Source organism: Sungkyunkwania multivorans (assembly GCF_042675645.1).
Lineage (GTDB): Bacteria > Bacteroidota > Bacteroidia > Flavobacteriales > Flavobacteriaceae > Sungkyunkwania > Sungkyunkwania multivorans.
Genome location: NZ_JBHTJH010000017.1, coordinates 1,323,362 through 1,339,501 on the forward strand (window position 1 = coordinate 1,323,362; position 16,140 = coordinate 1,339,501).

Genomic DNA, 16,140 nt, shown 5'->3' on the forward strand with positions numbered 1-16,140 from the left:
TTTTCATAGGTAAATGTTATCTTTGGTGCTTCTATGAAGATCGTTGAGCAAATTAAGCAACCCATTGTCGGGGAGATGGAACTTTTTGAAAAGAAGTTCTATGACTCAATGTCTTCCAAGGTAGCGCTTTTCAATCGAATCACACATTTTATCGTTACTCGCAAAGGGAAACAAATGCGACCCATGTTCGTTTTCCTTGTCGCCAAAATGGTCTCTGGTGGAAAGGTAAACGAGCGTACCTATCGCGGAGCTTCCATTATAGAGTTGATACATACTGCCAGTCTGGTACACGACGATGTGGTGGACGAGAGTCATCGTCGTCGCGGTTTCTTTTCGATCAATGCCTTATGGAAGAATAAGATCGCCGTCTTGGTTGGCGATTACTTTTTTGCCAAAGGATTATTGCTATCCGTCGATCATGGGGACTACGATCTTCTTAAGATCATTTCGGTCGCAGTGAGAGAGATGAGCGAAGGAGAATTGCTACAGATCGAAAAAGCACGAATGCTAGATATTACCGAAGAGGTCTATTACGATATCATTCGGCAAAAGACCGCCACATTGATTGCAGCCTGCTGTGCGCTTGGGGCATGTTCCGTAGCGCCAGATTCTGATCATGTAGAACGTATGCGTAAGTTTGGCGAGCTCATCGGTATGGCGTTCCAAATTAAAGATGACCTTTTTGATTATGGCGAGGAGCGCATAGGAAAGCCTACAGGGATTGATATTAAGGAGCAAAAAATGACCTTACCCCTCATCCATGTACTCAACCATTGCGATAAAAAAGAGCGCAGTTGGCTCATCAATTCCATTAAAAATCACAACAAGAATAAAAAACGAGTTAAAGAGGTCATCGCCTTTGTGAAGGACCGCGGCGGGCTCGAGTATGCCATCGATAGAATGAGATCTTTTCAGGAAGAGGCCATTGCATTGATCGAGGACTATCCCTCTTCAGAATTCAAGGATGCCTTAGAACTTATGGTAAATTACGTGATCGATAGAAAGAAATAGTTCTAAAGCGGATAAGTATACAATAACAGATTGTACTTTTTTCATCTTTTTTTCATCCCCAGACAACCTTTCGCACAATTATTGCGTCTATCTAATTGAAGACCGAATGAAACCAGCATCGTGAAAGTCATACAACTTTACAAGAACGAAGAAAAATTGATCAATAGTGCCGCGCAAAACAAACGTGATGCACAGCACCAATTGTTTCAACAGCATGCGCCAAAGATGCTAAGCGTTTGTAGGCAGTATATCAGCGACTTACAGGAGGCAGAGGAAGCAATGCTAAATGGTTTTTTAAAAGTTTTTGCCAATCTACGGACCTTCAAGTTTGAAGGTAGTTTTGAAGGTTGGATACGAAGGATCATGATACGAGAATCAATTTCTTATCTGCGCTCCAAAAAGCAGCTCGCTTTTTCAGATGAAGAGATCGAGCGTTACGAGGCACCATCGGCATCAAGTATTTCAGCCTTAGAAGTAGAGGAAATACAGGCGCTGATCGATCAACTGCCAGAGGGATATCGGATCGTGTTTGTCATGTATGCCATTGAGGGATATAAGCACAAAGAAATCGCATCATTGTTGGAGATTTCTGTAAATACCTCCAAAACTCAATTATTTAAAGCCCGAAAGATGCTTCAACGGGGCATTGGCAAGTTAAAAAACGCAAGCTATGGCACCACTTAAATTTGAAGAAGAGATAAAAGAGAAAATACAGGCTAGGAGCATCGAACCTTCTACCAAGGCTTGGGATACATTGCAAGATCGATTGCAGCCCGAATATAAGCGAAGAAGGAGAGTATGGTGGTACTTTGCAGCGGCTAGTGTCGTTGGGCTGGGAATCATTTTGTTCTCTCTAAAAGATGAGGCTGCTATAGGTGAAGGAAAGGTAGTTGATACGAATACCAAACAAAAGGAATTGCCGATCAACAGCCATAATGATAACGGATCAAAACCTATTTCTGAAAAGGAAGAAACGGTCGTAGATGTTAAAGAGTCTTCAGAAACTATGATAAGTATCGATGAAGCTGGGAACCTTAGAGAGATCAAAGACACCAACCAGGCTGTTGCGATGACCAAAAAAGATAAAGGGATAAAGTTAAAAGACAATATTCTTATTGAAGAGAAGATCGTTTCAATAACAGAGGAGGAATCCATAGCAGACCTCGTTGAAAAGGCAAAGCTACTTCAACAGCAAAATAATCAGGTTACAGATGCAGAGATCGATTCTCTACTGGAAGAGGCAGAGAAGGTCTTGGCGATGAGCAGAATGATAAAAAAAGATGAAGCTATAACGGCAGAATCCCTGCTGCTGGATGTAGAAAATGAGTTGGAGCGATCGTTCAGAGAAAAAGTATTCGAAGCGCTAAAAGACAATTACATCAAGGTCAAGACGGCCGTCGCCGACCGCAATAATTAAATTCATTCATCAATCAATTAACAATTAGGTTCCTTCGGGGGTTGTCTTTACCGGTCAACCCGCCGAGGGCTAAAATCGAACATTATGAAAAGTATTACTCGGTATTTGGTCACATTAATTCTAGCATTGCTCACACAATGGCTTTCCGCGCAGGAAATAACAAGAGAAACAAGTATTGAATCCTTAAAGGAGAAGAAGGAAGTGGTATATTCAGAAGAACGCGAGGCGCTAAAGGCTAAAGTAGAAGCGATCAATCAACAATTGGATAACAATGAGCTAACCAAAGATGAGGCCGATAAGCGAAAGCGCGAAGCAGCAGAGCTTCATGCTTCAAATATAGAGAATCGCATAGCGATCATAGATAACAAGATCGCCTTGCTAGAACGAAAGCAGGAGATCAGAGAGGAAGACGATGATGAATATGTCAATATCAGATTTAAGGTCGATGATGTTTTTGACTGGAGATCCGATAAAAGGAAAAAACGACGCTATGATCGAAGAACCACTTCGGACCTGGTGGTGGCCATTGGATTCAATAACGCCATACAGGAAGGGGTATCCTTTGATGATTCCGATTATAAATTTGCTGGTTCGCGTTTTTTTGAATTGGGTTGGGCGTGGAAGACACGCGTATTCGATAACAGCAACTGGCTTCGTATAAAGTATGGATTCTCCTTTCAGTTCAATGGTCTCAAGCCAACACAGAATCGCTACTTCATCGAGCAAGGGGATCAAACCGTATTGGCGGAATTTCCATTTGAGCTTAGAAAGTCCAAATTTAGAAGAGACAATATTGTGATACCGGTTCATTTTGAGTTTGGTCCCTCGCGAAAGATAGAGCGTGAAGAATATTTTCGTTATAGTACAAGACGAAGATTCAAGATGGGGATTGGAGGTTATGCAGGGTTCAACATGAGTACGCGTCAAAAGCTTAAATATACACAAGATGGAGAACGTGTAAAGGAAAAGATAAAGCGTGATTACAATACCGATGGGCTTATTTATGGTGTAAGCGCTTACGTTGCGATAGGTTCGGTCGGAATTTACGGAAAATATGACCTGTCTCCAATTTTTAAGAATGCCGTCAACGAGCAGCGTAATATATCGCTAGGAGTACGTTTCGATATGGATTAGCTAAAATTTCCACGAAAAGTAAAAGGGAGTAGAACTGTGGGTTCACTCCCTTTTTATATGATGTAAACATAAAAGTCTATAAAATAAAAAAGGTGGAAGAGATTCCACCTTTTTTGCCCCAAATCTTACCATGAACTTAACCTACTTATGCTATGGTGATACGAATATAACACCCTTACCATTACTGCAGCAACAAAATAAGATGAAACGTCGTTTTATCGGATAAACGGTAACAGGGTTTCGTGCGAATCACCATATATAGTTAGATGTTGTAAGAATTATTTTATAAGCAGTGCAATTGGTTGACCACAACAGCTATGTTGCGGCTTTTGTCTATTTTTACGGATCAAATGTATTCAGATTGATTTCTAAATCTACCATAGATAAAGTTTTTGAAACTTCCCGCGTCGAGGAGGTGATCGGTGATTTTGTGCAGTTAAAGAAATCGGGCTCAAATTTTAAGGGATTAAGCCCGTTTACAGACGAGCGCACACCTTCTTTTATGGTGTCTCCGGTGAAGCAGATCTGGAAGGACTTTTCTAGTGGCAAAGGAGGTAATGTCGTTGCCTTTTTGATGGAGCATGAACATTTTTCGTATCCTGAGGCGATAAAATATCTTGCAAAGAAGTACAATATCGAAATAGAAGAGACCGAACAGACCAACGAAGAAAAGCAGCAGGCAAGTGAACGAGAAAGCATGTACTTGGTCTCTGAATATGCCAATAAATATTTTCAGAGGACCTTATGGGAATCAGAGGCTGGAAAGGCGATTGGACTCACATATTTTAAAGAAAGAGGATTTACCGATGAGACGATAAAGAGGTTTGGTCTAGGATATTCGCTCGATCAATGGGAGGCTTTCACTAAGGAAGCGCTTAAAGATGGTTATCAGCTAGAATTTTTAGAGAAGACAGGATTAACGATCGTAAAAGGAGACAGAAAGTTCGATCGATTCAAAGGACGTGTCATGTTCCCGATCCGCAGTATGTCCGGAAGGGTTTTGGGTTTTGGAGGTAGGATTCTTACGAACGATAAGAAGGCAGCGAAATATCTCAACTCCCCAGAGAGTGATATTTACCATAAAAGCAAAGTGCTCTACGGGATCTATCATGCAAAACAATCGATAGCGAAGGAGGACAATTGTTATCTGGTTGAAGGATATACCGACGTTATTCAATTCAGTCAGCGAGGTGTAGAAAATGTGGTTGCCTCCAGCGGGACTGCTCTAACTCCAGAACAGATACGACTTATCAATAGACTCACTAAAAACATTACGGTGCTCTTTGATGGAGATGCTGCAGGGCTTCGCGCCTCCCTTCGCGGTATCGACCTCATTTTAGAGCAGGGCATGAATGTAAAGGTCTGCACTTTTCCCGAAGGCGAAGATCCTGATAGCTTTGCCAAGAAAACCCCCCTTGAAGAACTGGTGCGTTATCTGCAGGAGCAGTCAAAGGATTTCATTCAATTCAAGGCTTCGCTATTAATGCGTGAAGCCAAGGGAGACCCCATAAAAAGAGCCTCTGTCATTGGGGATATTGTGAATAGCATTGCGAAAATTCCCAATCGTATTCAACGCGAAGTATATATTCAAGAGTGTTCGCGCATCATGGACATTTCAGAAGAGGTACTCTTTAATACCTTGGCGCAGATCAGCAATAAGGAGCTCAAAGAGGCCAATAAAAAGTACAAGCAAGAGCAGCGGGCTTTCGACGTCGTTAAGAATGAGGTGGCTCAAGAGACTTCCAAGGTAGATAGACTCAATGTCCTAGAGATGAGTCTCATTAAAAGTTTGCTTATCTATGGGGGAAAGGAAGAGGATTTCGAGGACCTGTTGCTCAAGGAAAATGAGGAGGGTGAATTGACTCTGGAGCCAGAAGTATTCAAAGCGAAGGTCTACGAAAAGATGTATCTCGACCTTCAGCAAGACGAAGTGGCCTTTGCCAATGAGCAGTTCAATTTCCTTTTTAACGAACTGGTAAAGAGGTATAGTGAAAATGACGACTTTTCCGTTGATGCGATCATCAATGAGATAGACCCGGAGATCGCAGGTGAAATAACAGGAATGTTAATGGATGAAGAGCAGTATGATCTGCACGATTGGGAGAGTCAGAACATTTTTCCTAAAGATCGAGATACCGGCGTGGCGCAGCAAGTTAGCGAGACGATATTGAACCTTCGTTGTTACCTTATCGATGAAAAGGTAAAAGAATTACAACAAAAAACCAGCGAAAATAAAGATGGTAGCAATGTTGAGGTCCTTGAAGAGATCCAAAATTACTACCATCTAAAGGTGTTGTTGTCTAAAAAACTCAGACGTGTCGTCTAATATAATTCCAATGCCTTTGCTTGTTGAAGCAAGTCTACGAGATTGTCTACATTCAACTTACGCATAAGCCGTGCCTTGTAGGTACTCACCGTTTTTTCATTAAGATTAAGCTCCTCTGCAATGTGCTTGTTTCGTCTTCCTGCTGCCAATAGCTTCAACACTTCAACTTCTCTTGTAGAGAGTCTTCTAAAGAACCTTCGAGGCTTGTTGGTGCTTTCGTCAAAGGCCAATCTTTGGGCAAGTTCATTGCTGATAAAAATACCCCCATTGGCTACCTTCAAAATGGCCTCACCGATCATATCAACGTCAACCGACTTTGCCAAATAACCAGAGGCACCCGCTTTCAAGGTACTTACGGCGTATACATCTTCGGCCTGTGAGCTGAACATGATCACTTTAACATCTGGATGCTCTTTTTTTAGCTTTCTTAATGCCGTGATGCCATTGATCTCTGGGATGTCCATTTCCAACAGTACTACATCGACATCGTTGCTCGCAACAAAATCAAATAATTCTGAGGTTGTGGCAGCTCTCCCAATTACTTCGATGTTATTGGAGGACTTGAAGAGCGCTTTGATTCCCTTTTGAACAATGGGATGATTATCGGCGACTAATACTTTGACCATAATCCTAATTTTTAATTAATACAACACATGCCACAAAAAGAATAGCACTAAATAAAGTGCAAGGACGATAATGAGCCTTATGGATGGATATGCGGGGGTTGCTTCGTTTACGTTAAAGTTACTCAAAAAAACAATACGACCCTTAACAGATTCCCAGAAAAGCCTTTCATTTTTAATAAGAATGCAGATATTAAAGGTAATTTTTGGGGATTTCGCATACGGGTATTGGAATCATTTTATGCTTATTAGCACCGTTGAATTTTTTGTAGATCTCAAAGACTTTTTTTTCTCTCCCATCAAAATCGTCGGCTACCTTACCTTGATCATCCATAGACATTGCCCATTCCAATTCGGGGTAGCTGGCGCCTATCTGGTCTTCATCACTTCTGGCGTCACCAAAAAGACCATCAGATGGAGCCGCCACTATAATGCTATTAGGGACTTGTAAATACTTTCCAACTTCGTACACCTCGCTTTTTAAGAGATCTGCAATAGGACTTAGGTCGACGCCTCCGTCTCCATACTTGGTATAAAACCCAACACCAAAATCCTCTACCTTATTGCCAGTCCCTGCGACCAGTCTTCCCAGAAGTCCAGCATAGTAGTATAAGGTGGTCATTCTCAGTCTCGCTCGCGTATTGGCCAAGGCCATATCAACAGTGGTCTGCGATCCGTCTAATGAGACCTCGGTCTTAAATTCTTCAAAGACGGGAGTAAGGTCAACTCGGGTAGCGGTCACATTATCAAACCGTTTTTCAAGCTGTTCAATATGCTCTTGCGCCCTGCTTACATGGCTCGCCGCCTGGTGTATGGGCATCTCTATGCAAAGTGTAGGGAATCCAGTCTTGGCGCAGAGGGTAGAGGTCACGGCAGAATCGATACCACCAGAGACACCGACCACAAAGCCATTGACCTTGGCATTTGTTGCATACTTTTTTAGCCAATCTACGATGTGGTCAACAACTTTTTCTGTCTTCATTGTGGTGGTTTTTTAGATTTGTAATAAATACCTTTGCCAAACAAAAATACGCGAATCATAAAATTTAAAAAAGACCGTGGCGTTATTGCTACAAAAAATTCTTCAGATGATCAAAAAAGGTATAGCATTTCTGCTATTGGCAGTATTTTTTCTTTCCGCATGCAAAAAGGAGAATAAAGTGGAGACCGAGATCGCCAAGATTCCAGTTGAGATAGATGTGGATAGATTTGAGCAAGAGTTTTATAAAAGCCCGATCGGGCAACTGCAATCGATAAAAAGGAAGTATCCATATTTATTTCCAGTACAATATAAAGATAGTTTTTGGCTGCAGAGAAAAAAGGATACACTGCAACTAGAACTAGTAGCTCAAGTCGATGAGACCTTTGGTGGTCTTGGGCAAGAAAAAGAAAATATCAGAGCGCTATTTCAGCATATAAAATATTATTTCCCAAGCTTTGATCCACCTCATGTGATCACCTTGACGTCCGACGTAGATTACGAGAACAAAGTGATCTATGCCGATAGCCTCTTATTGATCTCTTTAGATACCTATTTGGGCGAGAGCAACTATCTGTACGAAGGGCTGTCGCAATACAAAAGAGCCAATATGCGAAAAAGTATGTTGTTGTCTGATATCGCCAATGCCATTACAGGGCGAAAAGTTAGGCAGCCACAGAATCGCATATTTCTGTATCAAATGATCTACCATGGGAAAATATTGTACCTAAAGGATAAGTTGTTGCCTTTACTGCCCGACAAGGATAAGATCGGTTATTCCCAAGAACAGCTTCAATGGGCTGCTGAAAACGAACAATTCATTTGGCGCTATTTTGTTGAAAATGATATGTTATATGAAACGGATCCTAAATTGCTTCAGCGGTTTATCTATGATGCGCCTTTCTCTAAATTCTATCTCGAAATCGATAGCGAATCTCCTGGAAGATTAGGGCAGTGGTTGGGGTGGCAGATCGTTAGAAGTTTTATGAACAATAATGACGTATCTTTGCAACAATTATTGGAGACCCCCGAAGAAGAAATCTTTAACCGTGCTAAGTACAAACCTAAAAAGTAATGGCAAACCACACTTCAGAGATCAAACTCAAAGTAGAGTTAGACGAAAATAGAGTTCCCGAAAAATTGTCATGGTCCGCCGAGGATGGCGGAATCAGCGAGGAAGAGGCAAAGGCCGTAATGCTATCTGTATGGGATAGTAAACAACAGGAAACGTTGCGTATCGACCTATGGACCAAAGATATGCCCGTGGACGAGATGAAACTGTTCTTTCATCAGACATTGGTCACCATGGCAGATACCTTTTTCAGAGCAACGCAAGATGAGAAGATGACTGCTACCATGAAAGACTTCTGCGATTACTTTGCCGAGAAGCTCGAGTTGAAGAAGCCCTGACCCTAAGTAAGGATATTCTTTTTCCCCGACAATAGTCTAATGACCGATACGATAGAGAAGCTCATATTCGTTTACAATGCCCGATCTGGAGCCTTGAACGCATTGATGGATGCTGGCCATAAGTTGTTTAGTCCTTCGACATACCCGTGTAGTTTGTGTGCATTGACCTATGGGGCTTTTTCCGAGAAGAAAAAATGGAAGGCCTTTAAGCGGCAAATTGATACTCCTATCAGTTTTTTGCATATCGATGAGTTTGAGAAGGAATATGCCTCAAAGTTTCTTAATAATTATCAATATCCGGTCGTGTTAGCTGCGACTGCAAATGACCTACAGTTGGTGATGTCCTCAAAGAAGTTGGACGCCATGGAGGATATAGATCAGCTCATCAAAGAACTGAGCAGCCTGTTGAAATGATCAGCGACTATTTTTTAATTCAAGATTCACCTGTGCGATATAGTCGAGAAGTTCTTCTTTTCCAATGTCTTTAGAGGCCGAAGTGATAAAATAATTAGGCATTTCTTCCCATACATCTGCAAGTAGCTTTTCCTTGTAGATATCTATGTTTTGCTTGATCGCGTTGGGTTTCAGCTTATCGGCTTTTGTGAAGATGATAGAGAAAGGGATGCCGTTCTCTCCAAGCCATTGCATGAATTCCATATCTATTTTTTGAGGCTCATGCCTTATGTCCACCAAAACGAAGGCGGAAACCAATTGAAGCCGCTTTTCAAAATAATTGGTGATAAATTTCTGAAAGGTCTTCTTTTGGCTCTTAGAAACACGCGCATATCCATATCCAGGCAGATCGACCAAAAACCACTCGTCATTGATCTTGAAATGATTGATGAGCTGGGTCTTTCCAGGTCTTCCCGAAGTTTTTGCCAAGCTCTTGCGCTGCGTCAACATGTTGATCAAGGAAGACTTCCCAACATTGGAGCGGCCGATAAAGGCATATTCCGGAATCGGCTCCTTAGGGCATTTCGCAACATCGCTGTTACTCATTACAAAAGTTGCCGACTTTATTTTCATCCTATGGGTTTAGAAGTTCCTCTGGGAGAGCCAAGATTCAAGGATCGTATTAAATTCTTCAGGATGTTCCATCATTGGTGCATGCCCGCATTTATCGATCCAAAACAGGTCAGAATCTGGAAGTAGACTGTGAAATTCCTCAGCGACATTTGGAGGGGTCACCGTGTCATTCTTACCCCAGATAATACCCACTGGGGTATTCATTTTAGGTAGATCCTTTGCCATATTGTGCCTAATGGCGCTTTTGGCAATGGCCAATGTCTTGATCAATTTTCTGCGGTCGTTTACCGTGGCATAGACCTCATCCACGATCTCTTTAGTGGCCACTGTAGGGTCATAAAAGACATCTTCACTTTTTTTCTTGATAAATTCATAGTCTCCACGCTTTGGATAGCCATCTCCCATGGCGCTTTCGTAGAGCCCAGAGCTCCCGGTGATGACCAATGCCTTCACCTTTTCAGGATACATTTTGGTGTGTAACAATCCTATGTGACCACCTAGGCTGTTCCCTAATAAAATAGCCTCATCCAGCTGTTTATGCTCTATAAACTCTTCAAGATATTTTGCAAAATTCTTCACCGTGGTTTTCAATAACGGCATATCGTAGATAGGAAGCTCTGGGATCAATACCTTATAGCCTTTCTCTGAGAAATGACCAGTGACTGATTCAAAATTACTCAATCCGCCCATTAGCCCATGAAGTATGATGATCGGCGTGCCTTCACCTACTTCTAAATAATTGAACTTTCCTTCCTTGATTAAATTGTCTTCCATAGAATAGCTAACGATTTAGCAAGAGACAAATATAGGGATTTCGTTTGTTTGTTAAACATATTAAATAATTAGCTTTTCAAAATGACATTCTCTCGAAAACATCCATTTCAAATTGCTTTTCAAGAAGATGACGCATACCTCCAAGCCCTGCTATCGCTGATAAAAACCAAGTGAGGAGCGTAATAGGGGAAGAATTTATCAACAAAGTGGTAAATAGTGGTAAAATGTGGGAAACTTTTCCATATATTTGATTTTTGAACAACAAACCACATTTCTTGCTAAATCTGATCGGAACATACGAATGCAAGGCGGATGCCAAGGGGAGACTGATGATGCCGTCAGCTTTCAAGAAGCAATTGCTTCCCGTGTTACAAAGCGGTTTTGTATTGAAGCGTTCCGTCTTTCAGCCCTGCCTAGAACTCTACCCGATGGAGGAATGGCAATTGATGATGCAAAGGATGAATAAGCTCAATCGATTCAAAAAAAAGAACAACGACTTTATTCGGCGTTTTACGGCAGGAGTGAAAATGGTGGAAGTTGACGCCGCAGGTCGATTATTGATCCCCAAAGACCTGATTGCCTTTGCGGGAATTTCCAAAGAGTTGGTAGTTGCCTCGGCAATCAATATTCTGGAGATATGGGACAAGGAAAAGTACGAGACCTCGGTGAATGATGACCTCGACTTTGCCGATTTGGCCGAGGAAGTTATGGGAAATGAAGATATGAGCGCAGATGAGCTATCATGACCCAGTATTATTGAAAGAAACAGTTGATGGCCTGGCCATCAAAGAAGATGGGGTTTATGTGGATGTAACCTTCGGAGGCGGAGGACATTCCCGAGAAATTCTTAAACGACTCGGTAGCGAGGGAAGACTCTTTGCTTTTGATCAAGATGAGGATGCCTTACAAAATGCTATCGATGATGACCGCTTCACGTTGATCAATGAGAATTTTAGATTCATCAAACGCTTTTTGCGTTTCTACGGGGTTAAAGAAGTGGATGGAGTTTTAGGTGATTTTGGAGTTTCGTCACACCAGTTCGATGTAGCCGACCGAGGATTTTCGATCCGTTTTAACGCTGAACTGGATATGAGAATGAGCAGAAAGAACGTTTTATCTGCATACGATGTGGTCAATGATTACAGCGAACAGGACCTGAGAAAGGTACTTGCAGAATACGGGGAATTGAAGAATGCGTATGCCATTGCAAAGACCATTGTAGAAAAGAGAAAGGACGGCGATATCAAAACTGGTGATGAGCTTAAAGTGGCGATCCAGCGATTTTTGCCAAAGCACCGAGAGAACAAGGTGCTGGCGCAAATATATCAGGCCGTGAGAATCGAGGTGAATCAGGAAATGGAGGCATTGAAAGATTTTTTGATACAATTGCCTGAAGTGGTAAAAAAAGGAGGTCGAATAAGCCTTATCAGCTATCACTCGCTCGAAGATCGATTGGTGAAGCGTTTTATCAGGGCTGGAATGTTCGAAGGAGAACCCGAAAAGGACTTCTATGGAAATGTGGAGGTGCCTTTTAAAAAAGTGGGAAAGTTGATCGTTCCAAACGAGACAGAAATAGCGAGGAACAATAGAGCCCGTAGCGCAAAGTTGCGGATCGCAGAAAAAGTTTGACAGTAGCATGAAAGAGAGTCTTTTAGATATTTTAAAAGGGAAGTTCCTGGTAAGTGACGAGGCGGTAAAGAACTGGCGCTTTATCATTTTCGGGTCTTTCTTGGCCATCGTAATGATTGCCAGCTCACATAGTGCCGATAAGAAAGTGCACGACATCGCTCGCCTGAATGACGAGGTAAAAGAATTGCGCAGCGAATTTGTAGATACAAGGTCGAGCGTTCAAAAGCTGCAGTTCGAATCCTATGTGAGGATGAAAATGAAACCTCGAGGATTGACGACCTCCAAAACACCACCAAAAAAGATAAGGGTTAGTTCTCAATAGTACAATTCGATGGCAGTCACTGAAAAGAACATATTGAACCGTTTGTATTTTGTGGCAGGATGTATGTTCATCTTCGCCATTGTTGTGGTGGTAAAGCTGCTCAACATCCAGTTGGTAGAGGGTGACAAATATCGGCGCTTGGCAGAAGAGCGAACCGTTCGAAACTTTACCATACATCCAAATCGCGGTAATATCTACGCCGATGATGGGAGCTTGCTGGCTACCTCAGTCCCCAAGTACGATATCAGATTCGATGCGGTCACGGTCTCAAAAAAGAATTTCAACAAATTTTTAGAACCGCTTTCAGATTCACTTTCCAAAAAGTTTGGGAAGCCATCTTCATATTACCAAAATGTATTTGCCAGGGCTCGCGCCAATAAGAACAGGTATCTCTTAGTGGCTCGCAATTTGGGCTATAACGACTATATCGAAGTAAAGGATTTTCCTCTATTCAAGTTGGGGCCTTACAAAGGCGGACTTATTGTCGAACAAAGAACGGTAAGGGAGCATCCCATTGGTAAAATTGCAGAACGAACTGTTGGTTACGACCGTAAAGACGAGAACGGCTATTTCTCCAGAGCTGGATTGGAAGGGGCCTACGGTGAATACCTCAGAGGCAAAGAGGGGAAAAGGCTCAAGCAAAAGATCGCCAAAAATCAGTGGAAACCTATAACGGATAGTAACGAAATAGAGCCAGAAGATGGTTTTGACATCATCTCTACCATCAATGTAAATATTCAAGACATTGCGCATCATGCCTTGTTGGAGCAACTACAAAAATACAAGGCCGACCATGGCTGTGCTGTGGTGATGGAGGTCGGCACGGGAGAGATCAAAGCGATCGCTAACTTAGGTAGAAACACATACGGTAACTATTATGAACGACGTAATTACGCCGTATGGGAGTCTCACGAACCTGGCTCGACCTTTAAGTTGATGACCATGGTCGCCGCCTTGGAAGATCGGGTTATCGACACGAACTATGTCATCGATACAAAAAACGGGATTCTTAAATTCTATGGTAAAACAGTAGAGGATTCTAAATGGGGCGGCTATGGAAAGATTACCGCTTCAAAAGCCTTTGAGGTGTCTTCCAACACGGGGGTGGTAGGTATTATCGACAAATTCTATTCAAAGAATCCATCGCGATTTGTGAATCGTCTGTACAATATGGAGCTGAATAATACGCTGGACCTGCCGATCATCGGTGAAGGAGTTCCCAAGATTCCGCATCCAAACGATAAAAAGAATTGGAGTGGCATCTCATTGCAATGGATGGCTTACGGATATGGAGTTTCGATGACCCCACTGCAAACACTTACCTATTACAATGCCATCGCCAACAAGGGAGAGATGGTACGTCCTAGATTTGTAAAGGCGATCAAGGACTGGGGATTGAGCTCCCCAAATATCGAATTTAAGAAACAGATCATCAATCCGTCCATCTGTTCCAAGGAAACTGTGGCAAAAGTGACCAAAATGATGCAGAACGTCATAGAAAAAGAGCACGGCACTGGACATGACCTATATTCTCCCCACTTTTCTATGGCGGGAAAGACCGGAACTGCACAGAAGAATTACGGGGGAGACAAGAGCAAGCTTAACTACATTTCATCTTTTGCGGGCTTTTTTCCTGTAGAAAACCCAAAATATTCCTGTATTGTAGTCATTCATGAGCCCGATAAAAGTGTGGGTTATTATGGGGCAGATGTCGCTGGGCCCGTATTCAAAAAGATTGCGCAAAAGATCTATACCGACACCCCTATCTATGATGAAGTGGATGGGTTGGATATTCAAAATCCCGATATCGAGAAGAAGTACGAGGTGTACCATGCTACAGCAAAGAAATATAAAACGATCATGCCCAATCTTAGCGGGATGCCATTAATGGATGCCATTTCATTGCTGGAAAATATGAGGGTAGATGTAGAGGTCGAAGGAAGCGGTGATGTCGTATCGCAATCCGTCACTCCAGGGACAAAACTGCAAGAAAATCAAAAAGTAACCATAAAGGCTTCATGAGTTTGTTGAAGGACATATTATATAAAGTGAATCTTACCGCGGTAGTAGGGAGTACTTCGGTGTCCATCTCCAATCTTGCTTACGATTCTAGGAAAGTGTCGTTGAACGATGTTTTTATAGCCATAAAAGGGACTCAAATGGATGGTCATAATTATATCCAAAAGGCTGTAGAACTTGGTGCCTTGGCCATCGTCTGTGAAGAAATGCCTGAACATCTGGTCAACGGAGTTACTTATGTGCAAGTATCGGATAGCCATCGCTCGCTGGCGCTCATGGCATCCAATTTTTTTGGCGAGCCATCAAAGAACCTTAAGCTGGTTGGAATTACTGGTACTAATGGCAAGACAACGGTAGCAACACTCCTATATCAATTATTTATAAAAGCAGGATATAAGGTTGGATTGCTTTCAACCGTGAAAGTCATGGTTGGTGAACAGGAATATCCGGCCACGCATACGACACCCGACCCGTTGATGATCAATGGTTATTTAAAAGAAATGAATGAGGAAGGGGTAGAATTTTGCTTTATGGAAGTGTCCTCTCATGGCATTCATCAGAAACGAACAGATGGCCTTCATTTTGCTGGAGGAATATTCACAAATCTATCCCATGACCATTTGGACTATCATAAGTCCTTTGCCGAATATAGGGATGTAAAGAAATCCTTCTTTGACTCCTTGGATAAAGAGGCTTTTGCATTGGTGAATGTCGACGACAAGAATGGATTGGTGATGCTGCAAAATACCAAGGCAAGAAAGCTTACATATGCCTTACGATCCTATGCGGACTACCGAGCGCAGATCCTTGAGAATCAATTTAGCGGTTTGCTTTTAAAGGTCAATGAACACGAAGTATGGTCCAAACTTATCGGTAGCTTCAACGCCTATAATCTTTTGGCGATCTACGCCACTGCAGAACAACTTGGGTTGGAGCAATTGGAGATCTTGCGGCTAATAAGTGATCTCGAAAGCGTGAGCGGAAGATTTCAGTATTTGATATCTAAAGAAAAGATCACTGCCATCGTTGATTACGCACATACCCCAGATGCTCTTAAAAATGTGCTGGGCACTATCAATAGCATTCGTACTGGAAACGAAGAACTTATCACTGTCGTGGGCTGTGGTGGCGATAGGGACCGTGCAAAACGACCTAAGATGGCTCATATAGCCTCAGCGTTGAGTACAAAGGCCATTTTTACATCAGATAATCCTAGAAGTGAGGATCCAGATCTCATTATCGAAGAGATGGAGAAGGGTGTGGAACCGCAGCATTATAAAAAAACTATGGCCATCACCGATAGGAAACAGGCCATCAAAACTGCATGTCAATTGGCTAACACCAACGACATCATACTAATTGCTGGTAAAGGTCATGAGGCCTATCAGGAAGTAAACGGAAAGAGAACTGATTTTGATGATTACAAGATCGTCACAGAATTATTGAGAAAATTAAATAAATAGCCGTATT

General features: G+C 42.2%; 17 protein-coding genes. 13 read left to right on the forward strand and 4 right to left on the reverse strand.

The window, feature by feature from the left end; translation table 11 throughout:
* Nucleotides 1–33: 33 nt before the first annotated feature.
* The 5 genes from ACFQ1M_RS17425 to dnaG all read left to right on the forward strand — a co-directional run bounded on the left by ACFQ1M_RS17425 (nucleotide 34) and on the right by dnaG (nucleotide 5,888).
* A complete protein-coding gene (locus ACFQ1M_RS17425; RefSeq protein WP_386410710.1) occupies nucleotides 34–1,011 on the forward strand; it encodes a polyprenyl synthetase family protein in 978 nt (325 codons plus the stop codon).
* Between the two features lie 120 nt (nucleotides 1,012–1,131).
* Nucleotides 1,132–1,695 carry an RNA polymerase sigma factor gene (locus ACFQ1M_RS17430; RefSeq protein ID WP_386410713.1) on the forward strand — a complete coding sequence of 188 codons (564 nt, stop codon included), beginning with the start codon at nucleotides 1,132–1,134 and terminating at the stop codon, nucleotides 1,693–1,695.
* Entirely contained in the window at nucleotides 1,682–2,428 is a 747-nt protein-coding gene (locus tag ACFQ1M_RS17435; protein WP_386410716.1) for a hypothetical protein, read from the forward strand. Before ACFQ1M_RS17430 ends, ACFQ1M_RS17435 begins: the two co-directional genes overlap by 14 nt.
* Before the next feature lie 84 nt (nucleotides 2,429–2,512).
* Nucleotides 2,513–3,562: a hypothetical protein gene (locus ACFQ1M_RS17440; RefSeq protein WP_386410719.1), complete on the forward strand. Its 1,050-nt coding sequence runs from the start codon at nucleotides 2,513–2,515 to the stop codon at nucleotides 3,560–3,562.
* Nucleotides 3,563–3,923: 361 nt separating this feature from the next.
* Nucleotides 3,924–5,888, forward strand: a complete 1,965-nt coding sequence (gene dnaG / locus ACFQ1M_RS17445) for a DNA primase (RefSeq protein ID WP_386410722.1) — start codon at nucleotides 3,924–3,926, stop codon at nucleotides 5,886–5,888.
* On the opposite strand, the gene ACFQ1M_RS17450 is transcribed toward dnaG, so the two are convergent.
* Nucleotides 5,885–6,514 (reverse strand): response regulator, encoded by a 630-nt coding sequence (locus ACFQ1M_RS17450; RefSeq protein ID WP_386410726.1) that lies wholly within the window; start codon nucleotides 6,512–6,514, stop codon nucleotides 5,885–5,887. The two genes, dnaG and ACFQ1M_RS17450, sit on opposite strands and share 4 nt — an antisense overlap.
* Nucleotides 6,515–6,704: 190 nt before the next feature.
* Nucleotides 6,705–7,493: an NAD(+) synthase gene (gene nadE / locus ACFQ1M_RS17455; RefSeq protein WP_386410729.1), complete on the reverse strand. Its 789-nt coding sequence runs from the start codon at nucleotides 7,491–7,493 to the stop codon at nucleotides 6,705–6,707.
* Nucleotides 7,494–7,599: 106 nt separating this feature from the next.
* On the opposite strand from nadE, the gene gldB reads away from it, so the two are divergent.
* From gldB to ACFQ1M_RS17470, 3 genes are read left to right on the forward strand one after another with little or no spacing between them, the layout of a single operon-like run.
* The gene (gene gldB, locus ACFQ1M_RS17460; protein WP_386410732.1) at nucleotides 7,600–8,565 is read left to right on the forward strand and encodes a gliding motility lipoprotein GldB; all 966 of its coding nucleotides are present in this window, start codon (nucleotides 7,600–7,602) and stop codon (nucleotides 8,563–8,565) included.
* On the forward strand, nucleotides 8,565–8,900 hold the full coding sequence (gldC, locus tag ACFQ1M_RS17465; RefSeq protein ID WP_386410735.1) for a gliding motility protein GldC: 336 nt from the start codon (nucleotides 8,565–8,567) through the stop codon (nucleotides 8,898–8,900). Before gldB ends, gldC begins: the two co-directional genes overlap by 1 nt.
* A gap of 39 nt (nucleotides 8,901–8,939) precedes the next feature.
* A complete protein-coding gene (locus ACFQ1M_RS17470) occupies nucleotides 8,940–9,314 on the forward strand; it encodes a GTPase (RefSeq protein ID WP_386410738.1) in 375 nt (124 codons plus the stop codon).
* On the opposite strand, the gene yihA is transcribed toward ACFQ1M_RS17470, so the two are convergent.
* Both yihA and ACFQ1M_RS17480 read right to left on the reverse strand, forming a co-directional pair.
* Nucleotides 9,315–9,926 carry a ribosome biogenesis GTP-binding protein YihA/YsxC gene (gene yihA / locus ACFQ1M_RS17475; protein WP_386410741.1) on the reverse strand — a complete coding sequence of 204 codons (612 nt, stop codon included), beginning with the start codon at nucleotides 9,924–9,926 and terminating at the stop codon, nucleotides 9,315–9,317.
* Between the two features lie 9 nt (nucleotides 9,927–9,935).
* Nucleotides 9,936–10,700: an alpha/beta fold hydrolase gene (locus ACFQ1M_RS17480; RefSeq protein WP_386410744.1), complete on the reverse strand. Its 765-nt coding sequence runs from the start codon at nucleotides 10,698–10,700 to the stop codon at nucleotides 9,936–9,938.
* Nucleotides 10,701–10,975: 275 nt separating this feature from the next.
* Here ACFQ1M_RS17480 and mraZ point away from each other — a divergent pair, with 275 nt between their 5' ends.
* From mraZ to ACFQ1M_RS17505, 5 genes are read left to right on the forward strand one after another with little or no spacing between them, the layout of a single operon-like run.
* Entirely contained in the window at nucleotides 10,976–11,446 is a 471-nt protein-coding gene (gene mraZ / locus ACFQ1M_RS17485; protein ID WP_386410747.1) for a division/cell wall cluster transcriptional repressor MraZ, read from the forward strand.
* Entirely contained in the window at nucleotides 11,433–12,329 is an 897-nt protein-coding gene (gene rsmH, locus ACFQ1M_RS17490) for a 16S rRNA (cytosine(1402)-N(4))-methyltransferase RsmH (RefSeq protein ID WP_386410750.1), read from the forward strand. The genes mraZ and rsmH overlap by 14 nt, the downstream gene beginning before the upstream one ends.
* A 7-nt stretch (nucleotides 12,330–12,336) precedes the next feature.
* The gene (locus ACFQ1M_RS17495; protein ID WP_386410753.1) at nucleotides 12,337–12,651 is read left to right on the forward strand and encodes an FtsL-like putative cell division protein; all 315 of its coding nucleotides are present in this window, start codon (nucleotides 12,337–12,339) and stop codon (nucleotides 12,649–12,651) included.
* A 9-nt stretch (nucleotides 12,652–12,660) separates the two neighbouring features.
* A complete protein-coding gene (locus ACFQ1M_RS17500) occupies nucleotides 12,661–14,673 on the forward strand; it encodes a penicillin-binding protein (RefSeq protein WP_386410756.1) in 2,013 nt (670 codons plus the stop codon).
* The gene (locus tag ACFQ1M_RS17505; protein ID WP_386410759.1) at nucleotides 14,670–16,133 is read left to right on the forward strand and encodes a UDP-N-acetylmuramoyl-L-alanyl-D-glutamate--2,6-diaminopimelate ligase; all 1,464 of its coding nucleotides are present in this window, start codon (nucleotides 14,670–14,672) and stop codon (nucleotides 16,131–16,133) included. Before ACFQ1M_RS17500 ends, ACFQ1M_RS17505 begins: the two co-directional genes overlap by 4 nt.
* Nucleotides 16,134–16,140: the final 7 nt, after the last annotated feature.

Excerpts from the sequence above, each read along its gene's own strand:
- ACFQ1M_RS17425 (WP_386410710.1), top strand. The coding sequence starts at position 34 with ATGAAGATCGTTGAGCAAATTAAGCAACCCATTGTCGGGGAGATGGAA.
- ACFQ1M_RS17435 (WP_386410716.1), top strand. The coding sequence starts at position 1,682 with ATGGCACCACTTAAATTTGAAGAAGAGATAAAAGAGAAAATACAGGCT.
- ACFQ1M_RS17440 (WP_386410719.1), top strand. The coding sequence starts at position 2,513 with ATGAAAAGTATTACTCGGTATTTGGTCACATTAATTCTAGCATTGCTC.
- ACFQ1M_RS17450 (WP_386410726.1), bottom strand. The coding sequence starts at position 6,514 with ATGGTCAAAGTATTAGTCGCCGATAATCATCCCATTGTTCAAAAGGGA.
- nadE (WP_386410729.1), bottom strand. The coding sequence starts at position 7,493 with ATGAAGACAGAAAAAGTTGTTGACCACATCGTAGATTGGCTAAAAAAG.
- gldB (WP_386410732.1), top strand. The coding sequence starts at position 7,600 with ATGATCAAAAAAGGTATAGCATTTCTGCTATTGGCAGTATTTTTTCTT.
- gldC (WP_386410735.1), top strand. The coding sequence starts at position 8,565 with ATGGCAAACCACACTTCAGAGATCAAACTCAAAGTAGAGTTAGACGAA.
- ACFQ1M_RS17470 (WP_386410738.1), top strand. The coding sequence starts at position 8,940 with ATGACCGATACGATAGAGAAGCTCATATTCGTTTACAATGCCCGATCT.
- yihA (WP_386410741.1), bottom strand. The coding sequence starts at position 9,926 with ATGAAAATAAAGTCGGCAACTTTTGTAATGAGTAACAGCGATGTTGCG.
- ACFQ1M_RS17480 (WP_386410744.1), bottom strand. The coding sequence starts at position 10,700 with ATGGAAGACAATTTAATCAAGGAAGGAAAGTTCAATTATTTAGAAGTA.
- rsmH (WP_386410750.1), top strand. The coding sequence starts at position 11,433 with ATGAGCTATCATGACCCAGTATTATTGAAAGAAACAGTTGATGGCCTG.
- ACFQ1M_RS17495 (WP_386410753.1), top strand. The coding sequence starts at position 12,337 with ATGAAAGAGAGTCTTTTAGATATTTTAAAAGGGAAGTTCCTGGTAAGT.
- ACFQ1M_RS17500 (WP_386410756.1), top strand. The coding sequence starts at position 12,661 with ATGGCAGTCACTGAAAAGAACATATTGAACCGTTTGTATTTTGTGGCA.
- ACFQ1M_RS17505 (WP_386410759.1), top strand. The coding sequence starts at position 14,670 with ATGAGTTTGTTGAAGGACATATTATATAAAGTGAATCTTACCGCGGTA.